The organism is Nocardioides sp. Bht2 (assembly GCF_047308515.1).
Classification (GTDB): Bacteria; Actinomycetota; Actinomycetes; order Propionibacteriales; family Nocardioidaceae; genus Nocardioides.
Map to the genome: position 1 here is coordinate 61,009 of NZ_JBLBWI010000003.1, position 21,765 is coordinate 82,773.

Annotated in this window: 18 protein-coding genes; 7 read left to right on the plus strand and 11 right to left on the minus strand. The window is 69.0% G+C overall.

The features are described from left to right. Positions 1-198 precede the first annotated feature (198 nt). The 3 genes from ACLM5J_RS06910 to ACLM5J_RS06920 are packed head-to-tail and all read left to right on the plus strand — an operon-like array spanning position 199 to position 2,479. A complete protein-coding gene (locus ACLM5J_RS06910) occupies positions 199-558 on the plus strand; it encodes a UDP-N-acetylglucosamine--LPS N-acetylglucosamine transferase (RefSeq protein WP_413655372.1) in 360 nt (119 codons plus the stop codon). Beyond that, complete coding sequence (locus ACLM5J_RS06915; RefSeq protein ID WP_413655374.1) at positions 558-1,103, plus strand: glycosyltransferase; 546 nt, start codon at positions 558-560, stop codon at positions 1,101-1,103. Before ACLM5J_RS06910 ends, ACLM5J_RS06915 begins: the two co-directional genes overlap by 1 nt. Next, positions 1,100-2,479, plus strand: coding sequence for an exopolysaccharide biosynthesis polyprenyl glycosylphosphotransferase (locus tag ACLM5J_RS06920; RefSeq protein WP_413655375.1), 1,380 nt, complete (start codon positions 1,100-1,102; stop codon positions 2,477-2,479). The genes ACLM5J_RS06915 and ACLM5J_RS06920 overlap by 4 nt, the downstream gene beginning before the upstream one ends. 2 nt (positions 2,480-2,481) lie before the next feature. Here the strand turns inward: ACLM5J_RS06920 and ACLM5J_RS06925 are convergent, their stop codons facing one another. The 7 genes from ACLM5J_RS06925 to ligD (ACLM5J_RS06955) all read right to left on the minus strand — a co-directional run bounded on the left by ACLM5J_RS06925 (position 2,482) and on the right by ligD (ACLM5J_RS06955) (position 9,939). Further along, positions 2,482-4,200: an efflux RND transporter periplasmic adaptor subunit gene (locus ACLM5J_RS06925; RefSeq protein WP_413655376.1), complete on the minus strand. Its 1,719-nt coding sequence runs from the start codon at positions 4,198-4,200 to the stop codon at positions 2,482-2,484. Next, positions 4,197-4,886: a hypothetical protein gene (locus tag ACLM5J_RS06930; RefSeq protein WP_413655377.1), complete on the minus strand. Its 690-nt coding sequence runs from the start codon at positions 4,884-4,886 to the stop codon at positions 4,197-4,199. The genes ACLM5J_RS06925 and ACLM5J_RS06930 overlap by 4 nt, the downstream gene beginning before the upstream one ends. A gap of 17 nt (positions 4,887-4,903) precedes the next feature. After that, on the minus strand, positions 4,904-6,127 hold the full coding sequence (locus ACLM5J_RS06935) for an ABC transporter permease (RefSeq protein ID WP_413655379.1): 1,224 nt from the start codon (positions 6,125-6,127) through the stop codon (positions 4,904-4,906). Continuing rightward, positions 6,124-6,813 carry an ABC transporter ATP-binding protein gene (locus tag ACLM5J_RS06940; protein ID WP_413655381.1) on the minus strand — a complete coding sequence of 230 codons (690 nt, stop codon included), beginning with the start codon at positions 6,811-6,813 and terminating at the stop codon, positions 6,124-6,126. The genes ACLM5J_RS06935 and ACLM5J_RS06940 overlap by 4 nt, the downstream gene beginning before the upstream one ends. Beyond that, the gene (locus tag ACLM5J_RS06945) at positions 6,810-7,976 is read right to left on the minus strand and encodes an efflux RND transporter periplasmic adaptor subunit (protein ID WP_413655382.1); all 1,167 of its coding nucleotides are present in this window, start codon (positions 7,974-7,976) and stop codon (positions 6,810-6,812) included. The genes ACLM5J_RS06940 and ACLM5J_RS06945 overlap by 4 nt, the downstream gene beginning before the upstream one ends. Before the next feature lie 116 nt (positions 7,977-8,092). Next, on the minus strand, positions 8,093-8,992 hold the full coding sequence (gene ligD, locus ACLM5J_RS06950) for a non-homologous end-joining DNA ligase (RefSeq protein ID WP_413655383.1): 900 nt from the start codon (positions 8,990-8,992) through the stop codon (positions 8,093-8,095). After that, a complete protein-coding gene (ligD, locus tag ACLM5J_RS06955; protein ID WP_413655384.1) occupies positions 8,992-9,939 on the minus strand; it encodes a non-homologous end-joining DNA ligase in 948 nt (315 codons plus the stop codon). Before ligD (ACLM5J_RS06955) ends, ligD (ACLM5J_RS06950) begins: the two co-directional genes overlap by 1 nt. Before the next feature lie 17 nt (positions 9,940-9,956). On the opposite strand from ligD (ACLM5J_RS06955), the gene ACLM5J_RS06960 reads away from it, so the two are divergent. Continuing rightward, a complete protein-coding gene (locus ACLM5J_RS06960) occupies positions 9,957-10,862 on the plus strand; it encodes a Ku protein (protein WP_413655385.1) in 906 nt (301 codons plus the stop codon). A 45-nt stretch (positions 10,863-10,907) separates the two neighbouring features. Then, positions 10,908-11,384 carry a hypothetical protein gene (locus tag ACLM5J_RS06965; protein ID WP_413655387.1) on the plus strand — a complete coding sequence of 159 codons (477 nt, stop codon included), beginning with the start codon at positions 10,908-10,910 and terminating at the stop codon, positions 11,382-11,384. Here ACLM5J_RS06965 and ACLM5J_RS06970 read toward each other — a convergent pair. After that, positions 11,359-12,261 (minus strand): SDR family NAD(P)-dependent oxidoreductase, encoded by a 903-nt coding sequence (locus ACLM5J_RS06970; protein WP_413655389.1) that lies wholly within the window; start codon positions 12,259-12,261, stop codon positions 11,359-11,361. The genes ACLM5J_RS06965 and ACLM5J_RS06970 overlap by 26 nt on opposite strands. Positions 12,262-12,309: 48 nt before the next feature. Between ACLM5J_RS06970 and arfB the strand changes: the two genes are divergently transcribed. Both arfB and ACLM5J_RS06980 read left to right on the plus strand, forming a co-directional pair. After that, a complete protein-coding gene (arfB, locus tag ACLM5J_RS06975; RefSeq protein WP_413655391.1) occupies positions 12,310-12,753 on the plus strand; it encodes an alternative ribosome rescue aminoacyl-tRNA hydrolase ArfB in 444 nt (147 codons plus the stop codon). Between the two features lie 541 nt (positions 12,754-13,294). Beyond that, entirely contained in the window at positions 13,295-14,686 is a 1,392-nt protein-coding gene (locus ACLM5J_RS06980; RefSeq protein ID WP_413655393.1) for an HNH endonuclease signature motif containing protein, read from the plus strand. Positions 14,687-14,783: 97 nt separating this feature from the next. Here the strand turns inward: ACLM5J_RS06980 and ACLM5J_RS06985 are convergent, their stop codons facing one another. The 3 genes from ACLM5J_RS06985 to ACLM5J_RS06995 all read right to left on the minus strand — a co-directional run bounded on the left by ACLM5J_RS06985 (position 14,784) and on the right by ACLM5J_RS06995 (position 21,753). Then, the gene (locus ACLM5J_RS06985) at positions 14,784-15,857 is read right to left on the minus strand and encodes an ABC transporter permease (protein WP_413655394.1); all 1,074 of its coding nucleotides are present in this window, start codon (positions 15,855-15,857) and stop codon (positions 14,784-14,786) included. Next, positions 15,854-16,780: an ATP-binding cassette domain-containing protein gene (locus ACLM5J_RS06990; RefSeq protein ID WP_413655396.1), complete on the minus strand. Its 927-nt coding sequence runs from the start codon at positions 16,778-16,780 to the stop codon at positions 15,854-15,856. The genes ACLM5J_RS06985 and ACLM5J_RS06990 overlap by 4 nt, the downstream gene beginning before the upstream one ends. 89 nt (positions 16,781-16,869) lie before the next feature. Continuing rightward, complete coding sequence (locus tag ACLM5J_RS06995) at positions 16,870-21,753, minus strand: NAD-glutamate dehydrogenase (protein WP_413655398.1); 4,884 nt, start codon at positions 21,751-21,753, stop codon at positions 16,870-16,872. Between the last annotated feature and the right edge of the window lie 12 nt (positions 21,754-21,765).

The following is a 21,765-nucleotide window of genomic DNA, read 5'->3' on the forward strand; positions in this document are numbered from 1 at the left end:
AGGCATTTCGCTGATTTCGGGTATGCATTCCATCTGTCCCATTCCTTAGGGTCTAGTGACGGCAAAGTACGGGGACTTTGCCGAAGAGCGACCAAGGGGGGAATGGATATGCGCGTTCTTCTGGTCGGCTCATCCGGTGGCCATTTGGCTCAGTTGATGTGTTTGGAACCCTGGTGGCGTGAGCACGAAAGGCACTGGGTGACCTTTGAAACACCCGATGCCACGAGCAAGCTGGCCGGAGAGTCCGTCACGTGGGCGCACTATCCGACGACGCGCAACGCGCGGAACCTGATCCGCAACACACGGTTGGCCCATCGTCTGCTCCGTGAACTGAAGCCGGACGTGATCGTCTCGACCGGCGCCGCGGTCGCGGTCCCCTTCTTCTGGCTCACCCGGAACAAGTCGACGACCACCGTCTATCTCGAGGTGTACGACCGGGTCGACACCCCGACGCTGACCGGTCGGCTCTGCCGTCCCGTCAGCGACCTCTTCCTCGTCCAATGGGCTGAGCAACGATCGATGTACGCCTCGTCCGTCCTGCTAGGGCCGGTGTGGTGATGGGGTACTCCGACGCTCCGAAATCGTTGGTGGTGGTGCTGGTCGGCACCGACCACCATCGCTTTGATCGCCTCGTCGACTGGAGCTTGCAACTGGCCTCCGAAGGGTGGTCCGACTGGTTCATCCAGTACGGGACCAGCCACTGGCCGAGCACCCTTCCACCCGGAGTCGACGGCGACGCCATCCTCGGCATCGATCGCCTCAATCCTCTGCTGAGCAAGGCTTCCTGCGTGATCACCCATGCCGGGCCGGGCCTGCTGATGGACGCCCAGCTGGCCGGCCACACGCCGGTCGTGGTGCCGCGCGATCCCGCGCTGGGCGAACACGTCGACAACCATCAGCAGCGGTTCGTGCAACACCTGGCTACCAGCGACCGGATCCTGCCCGCCGACACGTTGGATGCCTTGCGCAGCCAGGTCCAGCGCGCCTCCGCCTTCCGGCGTGACCGGCCGTTGCGTGGCCTCGACAACGCCGAGACCGTCGCCCGGTTCGGCACCTTGGTCGACGCGACCGTGCTCCGCCGTCAGAAGGCCGGTCGCCGATGAGCATCGTCAGTCTGCGTGCTGCCGCCCATCTGCATCCGGTCGATGCGTCGGCACGACGGTTGACCTCGCTGCACACTCCGCTGCCGCGGACCAAGGCAGAACCGATCCGGGTGCTCGCCGGGATCGACGCGGCAGCCGCTGCGGTCGGGGTCTTCGTGGTCGTCTTCTTCGGCGCCACCGCGAGCAACGCAGCGACCGCCGTTCTGGCCACCCTGGTCGGGATCTGGCCGGTCGTGATGTACCAAGGACACCGCGGCCACGCCGACCTGCTCAGTTACCGCAAGGTCGGCGTCCGGCAGTTGTTGCGGGCGATGCTGCGCGCCGGCATCGTACTCGGGTTCATGGCATGGTTCCTGGCCGCCGCGGTCAGCGCCGACCAGATCCTCGGCGTGCTCCTGACCACCGCCGCGCTGACCGGCCTCGGACGGGGTGCGTGGTTGAGTACCCGAGCCCCACGACGGGTCCTGGTGGTCGGACACCGCGCCCGCGCCGACCGGTTCAGCAACCTGCTGCTCGACCTGCACGGCGACGACGTCGTCCTCGTCGACCGCACCAAGCCCGACGCCGCCGCCGTCGCCGAGCGGGCCGGCCAGGACGACATCGACGACGTGGTGGTGCTGGCCTGTGAGCACCTCTCCGGGGCCGAGCTGCGACGCCTCGGCTGGCAGCTGGAACAACGTCATCAACATCTGCACGTCGCCAGCGGACTGCTCGGGGTCGGCGCGACCCGAACCACCGTGGAGTCCAGCGGCACGCTCAGCCTGGTCGGTGTCCGGCCCAGCGAGACCGGCGGTCTGCGCCGTGGCCTCTGCTACGTCGGCGGCCGCCTGCTCGCCGCGCTCCTGCTGCTCGTGCTGACCCCGCTCCTGGTCGCGGTCGCGATCGCCGTACGGCTCGACTCCCCCGGCCCCGCGTTCTACCGCCAGGACCGGATCGGCCAACACGGACGTCGCTTCGCGATGCTGAAGTTCCGAACGATGGTGACCGACGCCGAGCACCCCCAGATCGATCCCGACACGATCCTGTTCAAGCTCCGCTGCGATCCGCGGATCACTCGGCTCGGTGGGCTGCTGCGTCGGTACTCGATCGACGAGGTGCCCCAGTTGATCAACGTGGTCCGCGGCGAGATGGCCCTGATCGGACCGCGGCCGGCGCTACCGCACGAGGTGGAACGGTTCGCCGACGACGCACACCGCAGGCTCGCGGTACGTCCCGGGATGACCGGACTCTGGCAGGTCTCCGGCCGCTCCGACCTCAGCTGGGACGACACCGTGCGGCTCGACCTGGAGTACGTCGACAACTGGTCGCCGACCCAGGACCTGAAGATCGCGCTGCGGACCGTGCCGGCCGTGCTCGGCCACCGCGGCGCCTACTAGCGCTACCGACTTCGGGTCCCCGATCCCGTCGGCGGCTGAGCGCCACGGAACCCGCCGGGCGGTCCCGACGTGCCGCGATCGGACTGCAGTGAGGTCGCAGCACCGGTGATCTCGGCGTCCAGGTCGGCGAGCACGACACGTTCCCCGGGGTTGAGACCGTCGGTGATCTCGACCCATCGCTCACCGCTGCTGCCGACGCTCACCCGCCGCCGTTGCGGTTCGCCTGCTCTGAGCACCTGAACGGTGCCGCCGGTGGTCGTCCGGGAGAGCGCGGAGACGGGGACCCGGACGACGTCGTCGACCGATCCGGTGACGATCTCCACCCGGACGCTGGAGCCGCTGGGCAGGGCGCCGTCGATGTGGTCGAGGAGGATCGTGGCCGGGAAGGTCGCGGCACCCGACGTCGAGGTCGAGACCGAGCCGACGGCTGTCACCTCTCCCTCGCTCGCGGTGCTCGCGCCGGGCGCACGGACGGTGGCCCGCTGTCCGGCCGCCACCCGGCTGACCTCCTCCTCACTCAACGACACCTCGACGGCGAGCGCCTTGCCGGAGAAGATCACGGCCACCGAGTCACCGGCGTCGACCTCGCTCCCGTTGGCTGCGGAGAGCGCGACCACACGGCCCGCGCGCGGAGCCCTGACCACGGCCGCGGCGAGCTCCTGCTCGGCGCGCAGCACCGCCGCCCGCGCCTCGTCGATCCCGGCCTGGTCCTGGGCCAACTGCGCGGCGGTGACGGTGCCCGCGGATCCCTGGCTGCCTGCCGGAGCGGCGGACTCAGTGCCCGTGGCATCGCTGTCGGTGGTGGCGCTCTGACCGGGTGATGCGGCTGGGCCGCTCTGGCTGCTCTGGCTGCTCGGGGAGCTCGGGGACTGTCCACTCGTACTGGTCGACTGGCTTGAGCCGGTCGAACTCGACGCAGACTGAGTGACGTTCGACGCCGCCGCGGAGACGGTCCCGGCCAGGGTGGAGATCGCCGCCTGGAGGGCGTCCTGGGCCTCAGCGGCCGCACCCTGAGCGGTCTGCACGTCCTGGAGCGCCTGGGTGCAGGCTGCCGAGACAGTCTCTTCCTCAGTGCAGAGCGTCGTCTGGGTCTCCAGGGCGTCGTGTGCCGCCGTAAGCGCTGCGCTCGCCGCGCTCGCCGCCGAGGTGACGGCGTCCTGCTGAGCCGCGAGCTGGGCGAGCAGCTTCTTGAGCTTGGCCGTCTCCGCCGCCGCGGCGGCCTGGTCCGGCTTGGTACCGGTACTCGCTTGGTCGGTGTTGGCCGCGCTCGGCTGGCTGCTCGGCTGGCTGCTCGGGGCAGCGTTATCGGTATCGGCGCGCGTCTCGCTGGCAGTGCTCGCGGTTACCGCGGCTGCCTGCGCCTGCCGATCCTCGACCAACCTCGCCCGGGCTTCGGCCAAGGTCGACCGGGCCTCGACCAGGGTCGCCTTGAGGCCGGTGCGATCCAGCACCGCTACCACCTGCCCGGGCGCGACCTTGTCGCCCTCGGCGACCTTCACCGCAGCCACGGTTCCGGTGAGTTGCGCAGTGGCTTCGGCCCGGCTGGCGGAATCGACGGTGCCGCTGGTGGCCAACAGCTCCTCGACGTCCCCGGTGCCCACCGCGACCGTCCGGTAGGCCACCGGGTCGGCGTTGGTCGCCGCATAGAACCCGGCCCCGCCACCGAGCACGATCACCGTCGCGCCGAGGGCGGCGAGACGCTTGGCCGGTAGCCGCCTCACGATGCGTCCTCGTCGTCCGCGCCAGGACGTCGGCCCCCGAAGCCGCGCTCGCAGACGCCGTCGACCGGCTGGCTGATCGCCACCGTCGTCGCCGTCAGGGTGCCGGTGCTGCTCCGCTCACCGTTCGCCTGCAGGCAACTGCCGGCCGTCACCTCACCGCACTGACCAGGCCCTCCACCGGGTCGCTGGCCGTCCGGAGCCTCGCCGTCACCGGGCTGCGGCAAGTCACTCGGCAGGTCGCTCGGGCGCTCCCCCGCCCCCGGACCGGTTGCGCCGCCGGGACCACCCATGCCGCCCGGCATGGCGCAGTCGCCGTCCAGGCTCAGGACCCGGACCGTGGTTGCGGCGACGGGGTCAGCGGCGTCACCGCTGCTCGAGACCATCACGCAGGCGCCCACTTCGACGTCCGCCACGGTGCCGGCCTTCTCAGCGGTGAAGGTGGTCGCCTCGTTCCACGTCACCGCGACCTGCGTCCCGTCGCCCTGCACCTGGGCAGTGGTCCCGGCGACCTCGGCGACCTGGCCCGAGGCGCGGTTGAGGCCGTCGGCCTGCTCTGACTCCGTGCTGCTCTGACTGCTGGAACTGCCCAGCTGACTGGTCACGTCGGTCAGTTCGTCGTCGTTGCCGCAGCCGGCAACAGCCACACAGAGGGCGGCGGCGATCAGGGTGGTTCGGATCAGCTTCATCTCATACTCCTTGACGGTCATTCGCTGCGTAGCGCGTCGATCGGGGCCAGCGCTGCGGCCCTACTGGCGGGGTGGACGCCGAAGCCGACGCCGATGGCGAGAGCGACGACGAGGGCGAGCACCGTGGCGCTCGGAGAGATCGCGACCGGTTGGTCGATCAGGTCGGGCAACAGGCGCGCCACGAGTGCACCGAGCAGCACGCCGACGGCGCCACCGGTCAGTCCGAGGATGCTGGCCTCGGTCAGGAACTGCCGCCTGATCAACGCAGGCGTCGCCCCCAGCGCCTTGCGCAGACCGATCTCACGGACCCGCTCGGAGACCGAGACGAGCATGATGTTCATGACGCCGATTCCCCCGACCAGCAAGGAGATCGCAGCAACCCCGGCGAGCAGGACCGTCATCGTTCGGTTGGTGGCGTTGGCCGTCTTGACCAACGACTCCTGAGTACTGACGGAGAAGTCCGCCTCGTCGGTGATCTGGTGCCGGACGTTAAGTGCGCCGGTCACCTCCTGGTAGGCGGCGCTGAGGGTCTCAGCCGACGTCGCCTCGACGTAGATGGTGCTGACGGTGTCGGCGGCAGCTCCGGTGAGCTGTTGTGCCGTGGTCATCGGGACCAGCGCCTGGTCGTCCTCACTGGCCGCGAGGTCGGTGGCACCGGAGCCCGCCAGGAGACCGATCACGGTGAGTGTGCGGCCGTTGACCGTGACCTCCTGGCCCACCGGCGAGCCGACCGTGAAGAGTTCGGCAGCGGTGTCCGGGGCGAGGACCACGACCGGCGCGGCCTCGGCCAACTCGGCCGCGGTGAAGAACCGTCCAGCGCTCAGTTCGCGGGCTCGTACCGAGCGCCATGACGGGGTCGCCCCCACCAGACGCGTGCTCCAGTTGGTACTGCCCGCCGTCAGCGAGGCGTTGCTGCTGCTGACCGGGGCGACAGCGGCGACATCCGGAGCGACCTCGGGGTCGGCCAGTGCCTCGGCGTCGGCCAGAGTGAGCGTGGTGGCCGAGCCGAAGCCGGCTCTGGTTCCCGAACTGTCGGTACTACTGCCCGGCGAGACGATCAACAGGTTCGAGCCGAGCGCGTCGATCTGGTCGCGGACCTGCTGCTGCGCCCCCTGACCGAGTCCGACGGTGACGATCACCGAGCTGATCCCGATCACGATTCCGAGCATGGTCAGCGCGGATCGCAGGCGGTGGGCGCGGACGGCGTCGAGTGCGGTCCGCAGGGTCTCTGCCCAACTCATCGCGCGGCCACCTCGCTGAGCCGGCCGTCGCGAATGGTCAACACCCGGTCCGCCTTGGCCGCCACGTCGGGCTCGTGGGTGATCAGGACGATGGTCCGGCCCTGCGCATGGAGCTCGCGGAAGAGGGCAAGAACGTCGGCCGTCGAGGTGGAGTCGAGGTTGCCGGTGGGCTCATCGGCCAACAACAGAGCCGGATCGGTGACCAGCGCGCGGGCCACCGCGACCCGCTGCTGCTGGCCGCCGGAGAGCTCACCCGGCCGGTGTCCGCCCCGGGCCTCGAGCCCGACCCGTGCCAGCGCGCGCTCCGCCCGTTCCCGTCGCTCGGACGCCGGAACACCCGCGTAGACCAACGGCAGCTCGACGTTGCGCACCGCGCTCAACTGCGGCAGGAGATGGAACTGTTGGAAGACGAAGCCGATCACCCGGTTGCGGAGATGCGCCAACTCCGGCTCGTCGAGCTGGGTCACGTCCTGGCCGTCGATCAAGCAGGTGCCGGAGCTGGGCACGTCGAGGCAGCCGAGGATGTTCATCAGGGTGGACTTGCCGGAACCACTCGGGCCGATGATCGCCACGAACTCGCCCTGCTCGATGCGGGCGCTGATCCCGGCCACTGCGGCCACCTCACCGGCACCGGTGGCATAGACCTTGCGGACGTCGTCGAGGTGGATGACCGGATGGCTGCTCACTGGGCACCACCCGGGAAGCCACTGCCCGGGTTGAAGCCGGCCGGCGGTTGCATGCCGTCGGGCGGGCTGAACCCTTCCGGCAGCTGGCCCTGCCCGCCGCCGCCCCGACCGCCGCGCTGCTGGGTGACCAGCTCGACGCTGTCGCCCTCGCTGAGCCCCTCGGTGATCTCGGTCTGCATGCCGTAGGCGGTTCCGGTGGTGACCGCCCGACGGGTGCTGCCCTTCGCGGTCACCAACAGCACGTAGTTGCCGTCGTCGTCGCTGCGCACCGCGTTGGTGGGCACGGTAAGGACGTCGCCGAGCTCCGCGACGATCACCGTCGCCTGAGCGCTGGCCCCGACGTTGAGCCCACTCGGGCTTCCGGTCACCCGGACGACGACCGGGAAGCTGGCCGCACCCGTGCTGTCGGTGGTGGCGACCCTGGCCACCGACCGCACGGTGCCGAAGACCGTCTCGTCGGCGCCGGTGACGGTGACCTCGGCCTGCTGGCCGACCGCCAGTTGCTCGACGTCGCTGCTGGCCACGGTGAACTCCACGTCGTAGCGCCCGGTGCTGACCAGGCTGATCCCGCTCGTGGACGTATCGGTACCGGTCGCGGCTGCGCCCGGTGAGGCTGAACTGCTGCCGTTGCCGACCCGGTCACCGACGGCGAAGCCGACGCTGTGCACCGTGCCCGCGAAGGGTGCCCGCAAGGTGGCATCCGCGACCGCCGCACGGGCCGCCGTCAACGCACTGCTCGCGGCGCTGAGCGCGGCCTGGTCGGCGGTGACCCTGGTGCTCTCCGCACCGGCCGCCACACTCTCCACCAAGGCTGCGCGGGCTGCTTCGAGCCGGGCCAGGGCGGCGCTCCGGTCGGCCTCCAGCGCGCTGGTGTCGATCCGGGCGAGCACCTGGCCCTTGGTCACCGTGTCACCCGCCTCGACCTTCACCGCCGTCACCTCGCCGGAGGAGCCGAAGCTCAACTCCTGCTGACGGCGCGCGACCAGGGAGCCGTCACCGCTGACGGTGGTCCGCATCGTGGTGAGCGCCGCGGTCGCGGTCGTCGGTGCGGCGGTGGCTTCGTCGTCGGTGCTGATCCACCACGCCCCTGCACCGAGAGCCACCGCCAGCACGAGAGTGGCGATCCACCACCGTCTGGGGATGGCGGTGATCCGTCTGGCCACAGCCTGCACCTGGTACCTCCTGCTCGAGGTCGCCCGGAGTGGGCGACGTCGAGCAGTCAACGGGGCGCGACTGTGCCCGACCCCGGGAGAACCTGTGCGCAGCCTGTGAGCTGACCTCAGGCGATACCGAAGAGGTCGCCGTGTTCGGCGACCCGGTCCAAGACCTCGGTGAAGGTGCACTGCTCCAGGCCGAACTCGTCGTCGGCGCCGGCCTCGATCTCGGCCCAGGTCCGCGGTGTCGCCACCCAGGGACGTTCGGTGCCGCGCAGCGAGTACGGCGAGACGGTGGTCTTGGAGCCGGCGTTCTGGGACCAGTCCAAGAAGACCTTCCCGTGCCGGCGGGCCTTGGTCATCGTGGCGGTGACCAGCTTGGGGTGGCTGCTCTGCAACGCCTCGGCGACCTCGCGGGCCAGGTCGCTGGCGTCGTCCGAGGAGAGCGACCCGTCGAGGGGTGCGTAGAGGTGCAATCCTTTGCTGCCACTGGTCACCGGCCAACTGTCCAGGTCGTGACCGGCCAGCGCGTCGCGGACCAACAGGGCGACCTCGGCGCACTGCATCAGGCCGATCTCGGGTCCCGGGTCGAGGTCGATCACCAACCGATTCGGCGGCTGCACCTCGCCGTCGTCGTCGACCCACCATTGGTGGACGTGCAACTCCAGACTGGCGAGATTCACCAAGTAGGCAAGGGCTGGCGCGCCGTCGACGATCGGGAAGACCAACTCCCCCGCCTTGCCTTCGACGGTCCGCGAACCGGTGGTCGGCACCTTCGCGGTCCGCATCCAACGGGGTGCCCCGGCGGGCCGGTTCTTCTCGAAGAACGACTCCCCGCCGACTCCGTGGGGCCAACGGATTCGGGTCACCGCCCGGTCCGCGAGGTGGGGCAGGAGCACCGGCGCGATCCGCAGGTAGTAGTCGAGTACCTCGGCTTTGGTGGTGCCGGTGACCGGGTAGAGAACCTTGTCCAGGTTGGTGATCTTGAGGGTGCGACCCTCCAACTCCGCGCGGATCTCGGTCATCAGGCTTCGTCCTCGGCGTCGAGCAGATCCTCCGGCGTCAGGTCGGCGCGGACGCCGCGGAACGAGGGCTGCCGCAACCGGCCGCCGTCGCTGATCCCCAACGCCTCGACATCGATCACAATGGTCGGCTCGACCCAGTGGGTGCCGTCGGCGTCGATCCGCGGCACCTCGTCGGCGAACGGCGAGCTACTGCGCGGATGCTCGGCCAGCGCCTGCTTCAACGCGACCGCCGCCTTCCCGGTCAGGCCGCTGCCGACCCGGCCGCGGTAGAGCACGCCGTCCGGGGTCGGCTCACCGACCAGGACGGCGCCCATCCGTTGCGCCGCGCCGGTCTCCGGACGCCAGCCGCCGATCACCCACGAGGAGCGCCGCCGGTGCGGGAACTTCAACCAGTGCGGGCTCCGTGCCCCCGCCTGGTAGGTGGAGTCGAGCCGCTTGGAGACGATCCCTTCGAGCTGCTGTTGCTCGGTGGCATGCCAGAGCGCGTCGCCGTCGTCCCAGGTGCCGGGGACCTGCCAGTGCACGTCGTTGATCCCGATCCCGTCGAGGAGTTCGCGGCGCACGCTGAGCGGCTCGCCCGTCAGGTCGCGCCCGTCGAGCCGGAGCAGGTCGAAGACCAGGAAGGTCACCGGGGTCGCGGCGGAGAGTGCGGTGCTGCGCCGTCCACGTACGTGGATCCGTGACGCCAACGCACCGAAGTCGGGGCGTCCGTCGACCAGGGCGACGACCTCACCGTCGAGCAGCAGGTCGCGGCGGCGCAACGGCGAGGGCAGCTCCGCGAGCTCGGGGAACGCGTCGGTGACAACGTTCTCGTTGCGGGAGGTGAGCCGGAGGGTGCCGAGCTGCGGCAGCTCGGCCAGGATCCGCATTCCGTCCCACTTCACCTCATGCGTCCACTCCGCGCCCTGCGGCACGTGGTGACCGCGGGTGGCGAGCATGGGGCGCATGAAGGCATGCTAGAGCCATGAGGGCTATCTGGAAGGGCGCGGTGTCGTTCGGTCTGGTCTCGGTGCCGGTCAAGCTGTACTCAGCGACCGAGAGCCACGACGTCTCCTTCCGCCAGGTGCACGCGGCCGATGGCGGTCGGATCAAGTACCAGCGGGTCTGTGCCATCGACGGTGAAGAGGTCGCCTACGCCGACATCGCGAAGGGGTACGAGACCGAGGACGGCGAGATGGTGATCCTCACCGACCGCGACCTCGCCGAGCTGCCGTCGTCGTCGAGCCGCGAAATCGCGGTCGAGAAGTTCGTGCCGAGCGACCAGATCGACCCGATGCTGTTCGAGAAGTCGTACTACCTGGAGCCGGAGAAGACCGGCGCCAAGCCGTACGCCCTGCTCCGCCAGGCGTTGCTCGACGCGGACCGGATGGCCGTGGTCACGGTGGCGCTGCGTCAGCGGACCTCGGTGGCGGTGCTGCGGGTCCGCGACGACGTGATCGTGCTGCAGACGATGATGTGGCCCGACGAGATCCGCACTCCCGACTTCTCGGTGGAGACCGGGGAGATCAAGGAGTCTGAGGTCAAGATGGCCAACATGCTGGTCGAGACCCTGGCCGGCGACTTCGATCCCGAGGAGTTCACCGACGACTACGCCGACGCCGTGGAGGCTGTCGTGAAGGCGAAGATCGAGGGCGGTGAGGTGAAGCAGACGCCGACCGCGACGAAGAGCGCCGGTGAGGTGGTCGACCTGCTGGCCGCGCTGCAGAAGTCGGTGGCTGCCGCCAAACATGCGCGGGGCGAGGCCTCGGACGCCGACGAGAGCGACGACGTCGAGGAGAAGCCGAAGAAGGCGGCGAAGAAGGCCCCGGCCAAGAAGACCGCCGCGAAGAAGACCGCCAAGAAGGCACCTGCGAAGAAGAAGGCCAGCTGAGCCGCTGAGCCGGAACCCAGCAACGATCGGAGCCGTCGAACCGTTATGAGGATCATCTCGGGAGTGCTCGCGGTCGGGCTGGTGTTCAGCCTGGTGGCGTGTGGCGACGACGACTCGACCGGTTCGGACCCGCCCGCGCAGACGCCGTCGAGCACCGAGACGACGCTGAGCGAACCGCGGTTGGTGATCGAGTGGGGCGAGGGCAAGTGGCGCGACCAGAGCGCCTGGTTGGAGGCTCACACCGAGCCGAAACTGCTGGAGGGGACCAGCGAGATCGACCAGTTCGTCGCGGGTCTCCCGGAGGAGTTCCTCGAGTCGGCGATGCCGTTGCAGGACGTCGATGCGACCACGGAGGCGTTGCTGGTGGCGGGGTTCGCCAACTGTGGGAAGCAGGGCGAGGCACGGGTGGACGGCGAGACGGTGAGCTTCGTCGTTCGCACCGCCAAGGACATCCAGTGCGTCTGGGCGCCGCTGCAGGTGCAGGTCTGGGCGGTACCTACCGGGTTGACGTTGGCGAAGTAGCCCGGTCGTTGGCGCCGCGGGCCGCGGTGGAGTCGGGGTACCGGCTGGAGCCGAGCCAGGCCAGCGCGTCGGTGAGCCGTGGCAGCGCGAAGTTGGCGATCTCCCCCACCACCGCGACCGGGACCGAGAGCGTCAGCGGGCGGTCCTCGAGGGCGCGGACCACCTTGGCCGCGGCCTGGTCGACAGTGAGCGCCGGGGCGCTGCGGTACGCCTCGGTGGCGGTGATCATGCCGGTCCGGACCAACGGCAGACGGAGGTTGGTGAAGGTGACGTTGTCGCCGAACGTCTCACGGCCGGCGATCCGGGAGAAGGTGTCGAGCGCGGCCTTGGAGGCGATGTAGGCGGAGAACTTGGGTGCCTTCATCTGGACGCCCCAGGTGACCACGTTGACCACGTGGCCGAAGCGTTGGGCACGCATCTCGGGGAGCACCCCGAGGATCAGCCGGACCGGCCCGAAGTAGTTGATCGCCATCGTCCGCTCGAAGTCATGCATCCGGTCGTAGCTGAGGTCGAGGGAGCGGCGGATCGAGCGGCCCGCGTTGTTGACCAGGTAGTCGACGGCACCGTGCTTCTCGGTGATCTGAGCGAGGGCGGCCTCGACGGCGTCCGCGTCGGTGAGGTCGAGAGTGAAGGTGTCGACCTCGGCGCCGAGCGCTGCGGCTTCGGTGGCCACGCGGGCCAGTTCGTCCGAACGGCGTGCGACCAGGATCAGCCGGGCCCCGAGCCGAGCCACCGCATACGCGGTCGCCTCCCCGATCCCCGACGACGCCCCGGTGATCAGCACGGTGCGCCCCGCCAGCGGGCTGCGCGCATCCGGTCGGACCAGGCGGAGCGCACGCCCGGCCAGCGCGCGTGGGGTCTGGAAGAGCAGGCTCATGGGGTGACCCTATGACCGTCGTCAACGCGGTGGGGCAGACTCACGGTCATGGACGACGTCAGGGTGCCGCCGGGGCCGGGCATCCCGACAGGACTGCTGATCCCGGCCGGAGAGTTGGTCGAGACCTTCACCCACGCCTCCGGCCCTGGCGGTCAAGGCGTCAACACGACCGACTCGCGAGTCCAGCTGAGCCTCGACCTGGCCACGACCTCGGCGCTCACCTCGGCTCAGCGGGCACGGGCGATCGAACGCCTCGCCGCGCGCCTGGTCGGCACCGTGCTGACCATCAGCGCCTCCGAGAACCGCTCCCAGCTCCGCAACCGTGCCGCCGCACGCGAACGCCTGGCCGCCCTGCTCCGCCAGGCCCTCGCCCCCGAACCGGTACGCCGCCCGACCCGCCCCACCCGCGGCTCCCAGCGTCGGCGTCTGGAGGCCAAAAGTCAGCGCTCCGAGACCAAGCGGAACCGGCAGCGACCGGGACGCGACGGCTGACCTGCGGTGTCGCCACCGCTTCACTGCTTGAGCACCCCGTCGGGATCGAGGCCAGCGCCGTCAGATCAGCTTCGATGCAGGAGACCAGGCCACGGCAACACTGCTCGACCTCGGCCCGGGTTGCCAAGCCAGATTCTCAAGCTTCGAGCGAACTCGAAAAAGGGGAACCTGGTTCGGCGTAAACGGTCTGATCGCCAATGACGAGCGCAGTACGGCGTCGAAGGCAATCAGGTAGTCGGCTTGCGTGGTTCCTCGGAGTGCGTCCGTGTTCAGGTGGTCGTAGGACATCTTCATCCTGATCACCTCGCATTCACCGGGGAAGCGTTGATGACGCCGTCGTCGTCGGTCGACCAACTACCCGCCTTGTAAGTGTCGCCGCCTGGAAGTGGTTGCTTGGCTCACTCTACGGACCGCAACCAGCGTCCGGCCCACATCGGAGCGCGAGGGCCAGCGAGTGCGAGTAGCGGCGACGGCCCTGCGTCGAGGCGGGAGCTTCTTCCACCTCGACGATTGTGTCGGACCCTCGTGGTGGACTGTTTGCATGATCGAGATCGACGCCACGCATACCCCGTATGAGGTCACTGACCTCGATGCGGGCTGCTTGCTGGGCACGGTCTCTCAGGATCACGTTCGCGCGTTGAAAGCCATGCGGCGCCAGCTGCGGTTGGCGCACCAGTGGTGCGTGTTGAACCCGGTGGTGGACGGCGGCGCTGCGGCTTCGTGGTCGGACGACCCCGCGTTGGCGTCACTGGAGCTCGACGACGTCCTCGGCGGCCCTGGGACGCCAGCGGTTGCGGCGTTCGCAGCGGAAGAGTTTGCAGTCGCCGCCAACCTCACCCGCCAGGGCACGATGTCCCTGCTCGCGGATGCCCTGGATCTGCACCACCGGCTCCCGCGGCTCTGGGCGAAGGTCGAGCTGTTGGAGGTGCCGGGGTGGAAAGCGCGCCGGGTCGCGGAGCTGACCAGGAAGCTCTCCGCTGAAGCCGCTGCCTGGTTCGATACCCAGCTCGCTGCCGGAGAACGGTACGGCTGGCCGACCATCGAACGCACGCTGGCGATGGCGGTCGCCAAGTTCCACCCCGAGTTGATCCGCGACAAGACCGGCCCGCTCTCCAAGGCCGACTGGGACGTCACGCTCACCCACAAGTACGGCCCGGAAGGCACCGCCTGGGGCACCTCCACGTTGGACGTGGTCGGCGATTCGCTCGACCTGGCCCGGTTCCACGACCTGGTCTGCGAAGAAGCCGAAAAGCTCCGCCGCGCTGGAGATGCCGACACGCTCGGGCAGCGGAAGGCGAAGGCCCTTGGCTCGATCGCGGAGGCGCAGGACACCCTCGACTTGGGAGGTCTCGACAAGCTCGACCACCGGGGTTCCGTTGATCGAGCTTGTCGAGATCACTCCCCGGCTTCGACGGCTCGACCACCGCGGCGCGGGTTGCGGGTCTTCGTGCACACCACGCTGGCGGATCTCTTCGGCACTGACGACCTCGCGATCGCGGACGCTGATCGCCTCGGCCCGGTGCTCGTGGAGCAGCTCACCGACTGGCTCAAGTGCCACGGCTCCATCGCGTCGATCACCCCGGTGATCGACCTGAACCGCACCGGTGCCGTCGACCGGCATGACCCGCCGGCCTGGATGGCTGAGCAGGTACGTCAGCGCGATCCGCACTGCGTCTTCCCACACTGCGCCCGCAGCTCAGCCGACGCAGATCTCGACCACATCACCGCGTACGACGCCGGTACCTCTGAACTACGTGGCCCACCGGGCCAAACCACGCCCGAGAACCTAGCCCCGCTCTGCAGACGCCACCACCTCGCCAAGACCCACGGTCGTTGGAAGTATCAACGCACCCGAGACGGCAACTACTTCTGGACCGACCCGCACCAGAACGCGTGGTTGGTCACCGCTCTCAGCACCATCCAACTCGACTGAACGACAAAACATGGTTGCCGGTGATCGAGCTTGTCGAGATCACTCCCAAGGGTCTCGACAAGCTCGACCAACGTGTCTACAAGCTCGACCAACGTGCCTACACGCTCTCCCACCGGAACAGCTTCGCCGCCACCAGACAGACCACCGCCGCGAACGCCAACAGGATCCCGATCGGCAGCAACGCGGCCGACGGGCCCTCGCCGCGCACCATCACGTCGAGCATGCCGTCGTTCAGGTGTCGCAACGGCATCGCCTGCGACACGATCTGCAGCCACTTCGGTGCGTCGTCCAACGGGAAGAACGATCCGGACAGGAACGCCATCGGCAACACGAAGAGGTTCGCCAGGTTGACCGCGCCCTCCGTGGTCTTGGCCAACGCCCCCGCCAACAGGCCCAAGGCCATGAAACACAACGTGCCCGCCACCACCAGCGGCACCGCCATCCACCACGACCCGGTCAGGTTCAACCCGAAGCCCAGGGTGCCGAGACCCAAGAAGATCGCCGTCTGCACGAAGGCGATCATCACCGTCACGAAGATCCGCGCCCCCACGATCGTCCGCGGCCTCACCGGCGCCAATTGGAGCCGCCGCAGCAACTTGCTCTGACGCCAGCCCTGCAACGTGGCCGCCGCACCGAACGCGGCACTCATCGCCACCGCCCACCCCAACAGGCCGGGCGTCATAAGGTCGATCACCTCCAGCGAATCGTCCTCCACCGCCTCGGCCTGGAAGGTGAACTTCGGCGGACTCCCCGACGCCGCCACGTTCGCACCGTCCACGAACGCACCCAGGGTGCCCGCTGTCATCGCCGCTGCTGCCTGATCGGTCACCGTGTAGTGCGCGATCAGTGTGTTGCCGTCCATCTCGATCACCGCGTCGGCATCGCCCTTGCGGACCTTCTCCAACGCCGCCTCGCGATTCTCGGTCTTGGTGACGTCGAACGCCGCGTCGAAATCCTTCCGCGCCTCCTTCGGCAGGTCGTCGATCAACGGCACCGCACCGACCTGGATCACCTCCGCCGGCGAACGCTCGTCCACGTCGAAGATCGCTCCGAAGAGCACCAAGAACATCAACGGGAAGATCACCGCGAAGAAGACCGACGACTTGTCGCGCCAGAACCCCTTCGCCATCGCCACCGAGAGCGCCTTGAACGAACTCCGCTCCGCGCTCATGCCCGGTACTCCCGCCCGGTCAGGTCGAGGAAGACGTCCTCCAACGTGGCACCACGCACCTGAATCCCCTCCAACGCATCGTGCCGCGCCAACCACGCCAACAGCGCCGCCGGTTGCGACGTCGTCACCACCACCCCCGACGCCTCGGACTCCACCGCAGCCACCCCTGGCACCCCGGCCACCCCGCCGTCGCCCGCTGACTCCGCGCGTGCCGACACCTCCGCCGCACCATGACCCAGGAAGACCCGGGTCGGCGCCGCCAACCCGCGGACCAACGCCGACGGCGCGTCCAACCGCAGGATCCGGCCGTGATCCATGATCCCGACCCGGTCGCACAGCTCCTCGGCCTCATCCATGTAGTGCGTCGTCAGCACCACCGTGCGGCCCGAATCGTTCAACGACGACAAGAGATCCCAGAGATTCCGCCGCGCCTGGGGATCCAGCGCCGCGGTCGGCTCGTCGAGGAAGACCAACTCCGGATCATGCACCAACGCACACGCGATCGAGAGCCGCTGCGCCTGACCACCCGACAACTGCTCCGCCCGGGTCTCGGCCTTGTCCCCCAACCCGACCCGTTCCAACCAGTCGTCGGCCGCCCGCGCCGCCACGCCGTACAGGGCCGCGAAGGTGTGCAACTGTTCGCGCGCCGTCAACCGTTCGAAGAACGCCGACGCCTGCAACTGGACGCCGATCCGCGGCAACAACTCCGCGTTGCGCGGCCACGGTGCAGCCCCGAGCAGCCGGACCGATCCCGACGTGGGACGGCGCAGCCCCTCGATGATCTCCAATGTGGTGGTCTTCCCCGCGCCGTTCGGCCCGAGGATCCCGAAGAACTCGCCCTCCGCCACGGTGAAGCTGACATCGTCGACGGCGCGTAGATCGCCGTACTGCATGGACAGGCCGCTGACCTCGATCGCTGGCATGGGCCAACGCTATCCAGGCCAGGCAATGACCGCAGCCCAGCGACGGTCTCGACAAGCTCGACCAACGGAACAGCGCTCGACCAACGAGTTCAGGAGACCAGCAGCCCGCGGACCACCCGCAACCCCACCGAGACCCGGGCCAGGTCCGCGTCCTCGTCGGAGGTGATGTCGTCGAGAGCCGCCACCGCGCGTTCGATCGGCAACGCGTTGTCCGCCACCCACGCCTCGATCCGTTCCTGGATCGACGACCCCGGCTCCGCGCCCTGCAACACCTGCGCGGTCAGCCGACGGTGGACGTCGTCGAGGTCGTCGCGCAACGCGGCCCGCGCCATCGTCTGCCACCGGTCGCTGCGTTTGAGGCCCAGCACCCGGGCGGCCAGCACCGAGAGCCCGAGCCGCTCCCCCAGCTCCACATGGACCCGCGCCACCGACGTGGGTTGCAGCCCCTCACGCTCCGCCGTCTCCGCGATCCCCAACAACGCATGGGCCGAGGCCAGCACGCTGACCCGGGTCGCCAACTCCCGCGGCACCCCTTGCGCGATCAACAGGTCACGCCGGCGCCCCGCCTCGCTCTCCTCGCGGCCGGTCAGGATCTCCGGCAACTCCGCCAGGACGCTCCGGCAGACCTCGCCGAACCTGTCGACGGTGCTCTCAATCTCCAACGGGTGCCGGAGATTGGTCACCAACCACCGGGTCGAGCGCTCGATCAGATTCCGCAACTCCAGCCGCATCTGGGTCTGGGCCTTGGCCGGGATCTTGTTGTCCCACGAGGAGAACTCCTGCGACAACGCCTGGTAGCCGAAGATCTCGCGGGCCATGAAGTTGGTCCGGGTCAACTCCTCGGCGTTGGCCCCCGTCTCCGCCGCGAGCCTGGTCCAGAAGGTGATCCCGGCACCGTTGACCAGGTCGTTGACGGCCTGGGTCACGATGATCTCGCGGTGCAGCGGATGGTCGGCGGCCTGCTGCGCGAACCCGTCCCGGATCTGCTCCGGGAAGTAGGTCAGCAGATGCCGACGCAGCCACGGGTCGTCGGGCAGGTCGGAGTCCAGCAGCTCCTCGGCGAGAACGATCTTGGTCCACGACATCAGCACCGCCAGCTCCGGCGTGTGCAGACCTTCGCCGCGCTCCATCCGCCGATGCACGCGCCGCGAATCGGGCAACGCCTCGAGTTCGCGGTTCAACACCCCTCGGTGCTCCAGCGCCTTCATCTGCTCCTCGTGGACCGGGATCAGGATCGAGGCGCTGGCCTCAGCGTTGGCCAGCGCGAGGTTCTGTTCGTAGTTGTCCCGCAGCACCAGCGCCGCCACCTGATCGGTCATCGCGGCCAGCAGCTCGTTGCGCTGCTTGCCGGTCAGGTCGCCGGCCGCGACCACCCGGTCCAACAGGATCTTCAGGTTCACCTCGTGGTCGGAGGTGTCGACACCTGCGGAGTTGTCGATGAAGTCGGTGTTGATCCGTCCACCCGCCGCCGCGTACTCGATCCGACCCCGCTGGGTGAAGCCCAGGTTGCCGCCCTCACCGACGCAGCGCACGCGCAGTTCCTCGCCGTCGATCCGGATCGCGTCGTTGGCCTTGTCGCCGACCTCCGCATGGGACTCGGCGCTGCCCTTCACGTAGGTGCCGATCCCGCCGTTCCACAACAGATCCACCGGTGCGGTCAGGATGGCGCGGATCAGCTCGGCCGGCGTCATCGAGGTGATCTCGGCGTCGATGTCGAGCCGCTCGCAGATCTGCGGAGTCAACGGGATCGACTTGGCCCCACGGGAGAAGACACCACCACCGGCCGAGATCAGCGAGGCGTCGTAATCCTTCCACGACGAACGCGGCAGCTCGAAGAGGCGCCGCCGTTCGGCATAGGAGGCCGCGGCGTCCGGGTCCGGGTCGAGGAAGATGTCGCGGTGATCGAAGGCCGCCACCAGGCGGGTCGTCGGCGAGCAGAGCATCCCGTTGCCGAAGACGTCGCCGGACATGTCCCCGATCCCCACGCAGGTGAACTCCTCGCGCTGGCAGTCCACCCCCAGCTCGCGGAAGTGCCGCTGCACCGAGACCCAGGCGCCACGCGCGGTGATCCCCATCCCCTTGTGGTCGTAGCCCACCGAGCCACCCGACGCGAAGGCGTCGCCCAACCAGAAGCCGTAGTCGATCGCGATCTGGTTGGCGATGTCGGAGAAGCTCGCGGTGCCCTTGTCGGCGGCCACCACCAGGTAGGAGTCGTCGGCGTCGTGGCGGACCACATCGGCCGGCGGCACGGTGACGCCGTCGAGGAGGTTGTCGGTGACGTCGAGCATCCCGGAGATGAAGGTGGTGTAGGCGCGGACCCCTTCCGCCAACCAGGCTTCACGATCGATGCTCGGATCCGGCAACAGCTTGGCGAAGAAGCCGCCCTTCGCGCCCACCGGCACGATCACGGTGTTCTTCACCATCTGCGCCTTGACCAGACCCAGCACCTCGGTCCGGAAGTCGTCGCGGCGGTCCGACCAACGCAGGCCGCCACGGGCCACCGAACCGAAGCGCAGATGGACGCCCTCGACCCGCGGCGAGTAGACGAAGATCTCGAACTTCGGCCGCGGCTCCGGCAGCTCCGGGATCGCCCCCGGGTCGAGCTTGAGGGCGATGTAGCTCTTCGGCCCGCCGTCTGCGGCAGCTTGGAAGTAGTTGGTTCGCAACGTCGCCCGCAGCACGGTGCGGTACGAGCGCAGGATCCGGTCGTGGTCCAGCGAGGCGACGTCGTCGAGCGCCTTGGCCAGCCCCTCCTCGATCCGCTCGATGTCGGCGACCCGTGTCTCGTCGTCGGCGGCGGCCCCGGGCCGGAACCTGGCCTCGAAAAGCGCCACCAGCCCCCGGGTGATCTCGACGTTGGCAGCCAACGCCTCCTCGATGTAGTCCTGCGCGAACGGGCTGCCGCCCTGGCGCAGGTACTTGGCGTAGGCCCGCAACAGCGATGCCTGACGCCAGGTCAATCGGGCGCCGAGCACCAACCGATTGAAGCCGTCGACCTCGTTCTGCCCGTTCCAGATCGCCCGGACGGCGTCCTGGAACGGCCCGCGCACATCGGTCGGCAACGCCTGCGGATAGCGGAGCCCGAAGTCGTAGATCAAGGTCCGGCGGTCCAGACCCTCCAACTCATAGGGCCGTTCGTCGACCACCTCGACACCCATCGAGGAGAGCATCGGCAGCACGTGGCTCAGCGAGAGCGGCTCGCCGACCCGGTAGACCTTGAGCCGCGCCTCACCACCGGCTGCATCGAGCTCCTCACTCAGCGCCAGGTCGAGACCCTCGTCGCCGGTGATCGCCTCCAGCCGGCCGAGGTCGACCGCGCCGGTCCGGGCCGCGTACTCCTCCTTGTACGCCTCGGGGAACGAACCGCCATAGGTGCGCGCCAACGCCGCACCGTGTTGTTCCCCGAACTCGGCACGGACCGCGGCCGCGAAGTCGTCCTGCCAGGAGCGGGTCGCCTCGACCAGCCGACGCTCCAACTCCGGCACGTCGACCTGTTCGACGCGGCGGCCGTTCGAGGGACGGACCACGAAGTGCAACTGTGCCATGTTGGACTCGGTGACCCGCGCGGTGAACTCCACCTCGCCGCCGAACCGCTGCCCCAGGATGGTGGCGATCCGCTGCCGAACCGTCGTGTTGTAACGGTCCCTCGGCAGGTAGACCAGGCAGGAGAGGTAGCGCCCGTAGGTGTCACGGCGGACGAAGAGCCGCAGCAGCCGCCGCTCCTGGGTGAACATCACCGCCTCGGCGATGTCGGCCAACTCCTCGACCGGGGTGTGGAAGAGCTCGTCGCGCGGATAGTTCTCCAAGGTGTCCATCAACGCCTTGCCGGCGTGGCTGGTCGAGTCGAACCCGATCCGGGCCATCACCTCCGCCGCCTTCTCGCGTAGCAACGGGATCCGGGTCAGCGACTCGGTGTAGGCGGCCGAGGAGAAGAGACCCAGGAAACGCCGTTCACCGACCACCTCGCCGGCTGCGTCGAAGACCTTGACGCCGACATAGTCGAGGTAGGTTGCCCGGTGCACGGTGGCCCGCGAGTTGGCTTTCGCCAACACCAGCAGGGTCTTCTCCCGTGCCTTCTCCCGGACGATCTCCGGCAACCGGCTGAACGCCTCGGAGAGGTCGGGGTCGGAACGGAGGATGCCGAGGCCGCTGCCCGGTACCGCACGCAGCACCAACTCGTCGGCCGCGACGTCAGCCTGGTCGCCGCCGTCCGCCGCCTCCAACCGGTAGTCGCGGCAGCCGAGGAAGGTGAAGTGGTCGTCGGCCAGCCAACTCAGGAAGGCGGCGCCACGCTCCACCTCGCCGGGCGCGAGCGGCGGCGGGTCGTCGTTCAGCTCGGCCACGATCTCCAGGATCCGGGCCTGCATCCGGCTCCAGTCCTCGACCGCCTCCCGGACGTCGCGCAACACCTCGCGCAACCGGTCCTCGATCCCGGCGGTGTCGGCCGGGTCGATCACCGGGTCGACCTCGACGTGCATCCAGGACTCCCGGGTCGCCTCCGCCTCCCGGGTGTCGGCGATCCGCTCATCGGCCACCGCCACGGTGCGCAGCGCACCGGTGATGTCACGGACCACCTCGAACTGCGGGTGGATCACCAACGACGGGTTGTGGCCCTGCCGGACCAGCTCCATCGTCACCGAGTCCACCAGGAACGGCATGTCGTCGGTGATCACCTCGACCACGCTGTGACCGTTCGCCGACCAGCCGTGTTCGGCCACCGTCGGGGTGAAGACCCGCACCGTCGTCGTGCCCTGAGGTCGTTGCTGGGCCATCTTGTAGTGGGCGGCGAAGGCCCCGTAGATATCGACCGGCTCCCGCGCCGCGACATCCTCGCTCGGCACGTGGCGGTAGTAGGCCCGCAGCAGTCCACCGACCTGTTCGATCGGTGGTCCTCCGGTTCCGCGCCCGTGCACGGCCGCCTCGGCGGCCTTGGCGATCAGCTCGGACTTGGTGTCGTCCAGTGTGTTCGGCACGCTCCTGACACT

Coding starts and splice junctions, on each gene's coding strand:
- ACLM5J_RS06915 (WP_413655374.1), top strand. CDS start 558: ATGGGGTACTCCGACGCTCCGAAATCGTTGGTGGTGGTGCTGGTCGGC.
- ACLM5J_RS06920 (WP_413655375.1), top strand. CDS start 1,100: ATGAGCATCGTCAGTCTGCGTGCTGCCGCCCATCTGCATCCGGTCGAT.
- ACLM5J_RS06930 (WP_413655377.1), bottom strand. CDS start 4,886: ATGAAGCTGATCCGAACCACCCTGATCGCCGCCGCCCTCTGTGTGGCT.
- ACLM5J_RS06935 (WP_413655379.1), bottom strand. CDS start 6,127: ATGAGTTGGGCAGAGACCCTGCGGACCGCACTCGACGCCGTCCGCGCC.
- ligD (WP_413655383.1), bottom strand. CDS start 8,992: ATGACCGAGATCCGCGCGGAGTTGGAGGGTCGCACCCTCAAGATCACC.
- ligD (WP_413655384.1), bottom strand. CDS start 9,939: ATGCGCCCCATGCTCGCCACCCGCGGTCACCACGTGCCGCAGGGCGCG.
- ACLM5J_RS06960 (WP_413655385.1), top strand. CDS start 9,957: ATGAGGGCTATCTGGAAGGGCGCGGTGTCGTTCGGTCTGGTCTCGGTG.
- ACLM5J_RS06965 (WP_413655387.1), top strand. CDS start 10,908: ATGAGGATCATCTCGGGAGTGCTCGCGGTCGGGCTGGTGTTCAGCCTG.
- ACLM5J_RS06970 (WP_413655389.1), bottom strand. CDS start 12,261: ATGAGCCTGCTCTTCCAGACCCCACGCGCGCTGGCCGGGCGTGCGCTC.
- arfB (WP_413655391.1), top strand. CDS start 12,310: ATGGACGACGTCAGGGTGCCGCCGGGGCCGGGCATCCCGACAGGACTG.
- ACLM5J_RS06980 (WP_413655393.1), top strand. CDS start 13,295: ATGATCGAGATCGACGCCACGCATACCCCGTATGAGGTCACTGACCTC.
- ACLM5J_RS06985 (WP_413655394.1), bottom strand. CDS start 15,857: ATGAGCGCGGAGCGGAGTTCGTTCAAGGCGCTCTCGGTGGCGATGGCG.
- ACLM5J_RS06990 (WP_413655396.1), bottom strand. CDS start 16,780: ATGCCAGCGATCGAGGTCAGCGGCCTGTCCATGCAGTACGGCGATCTA.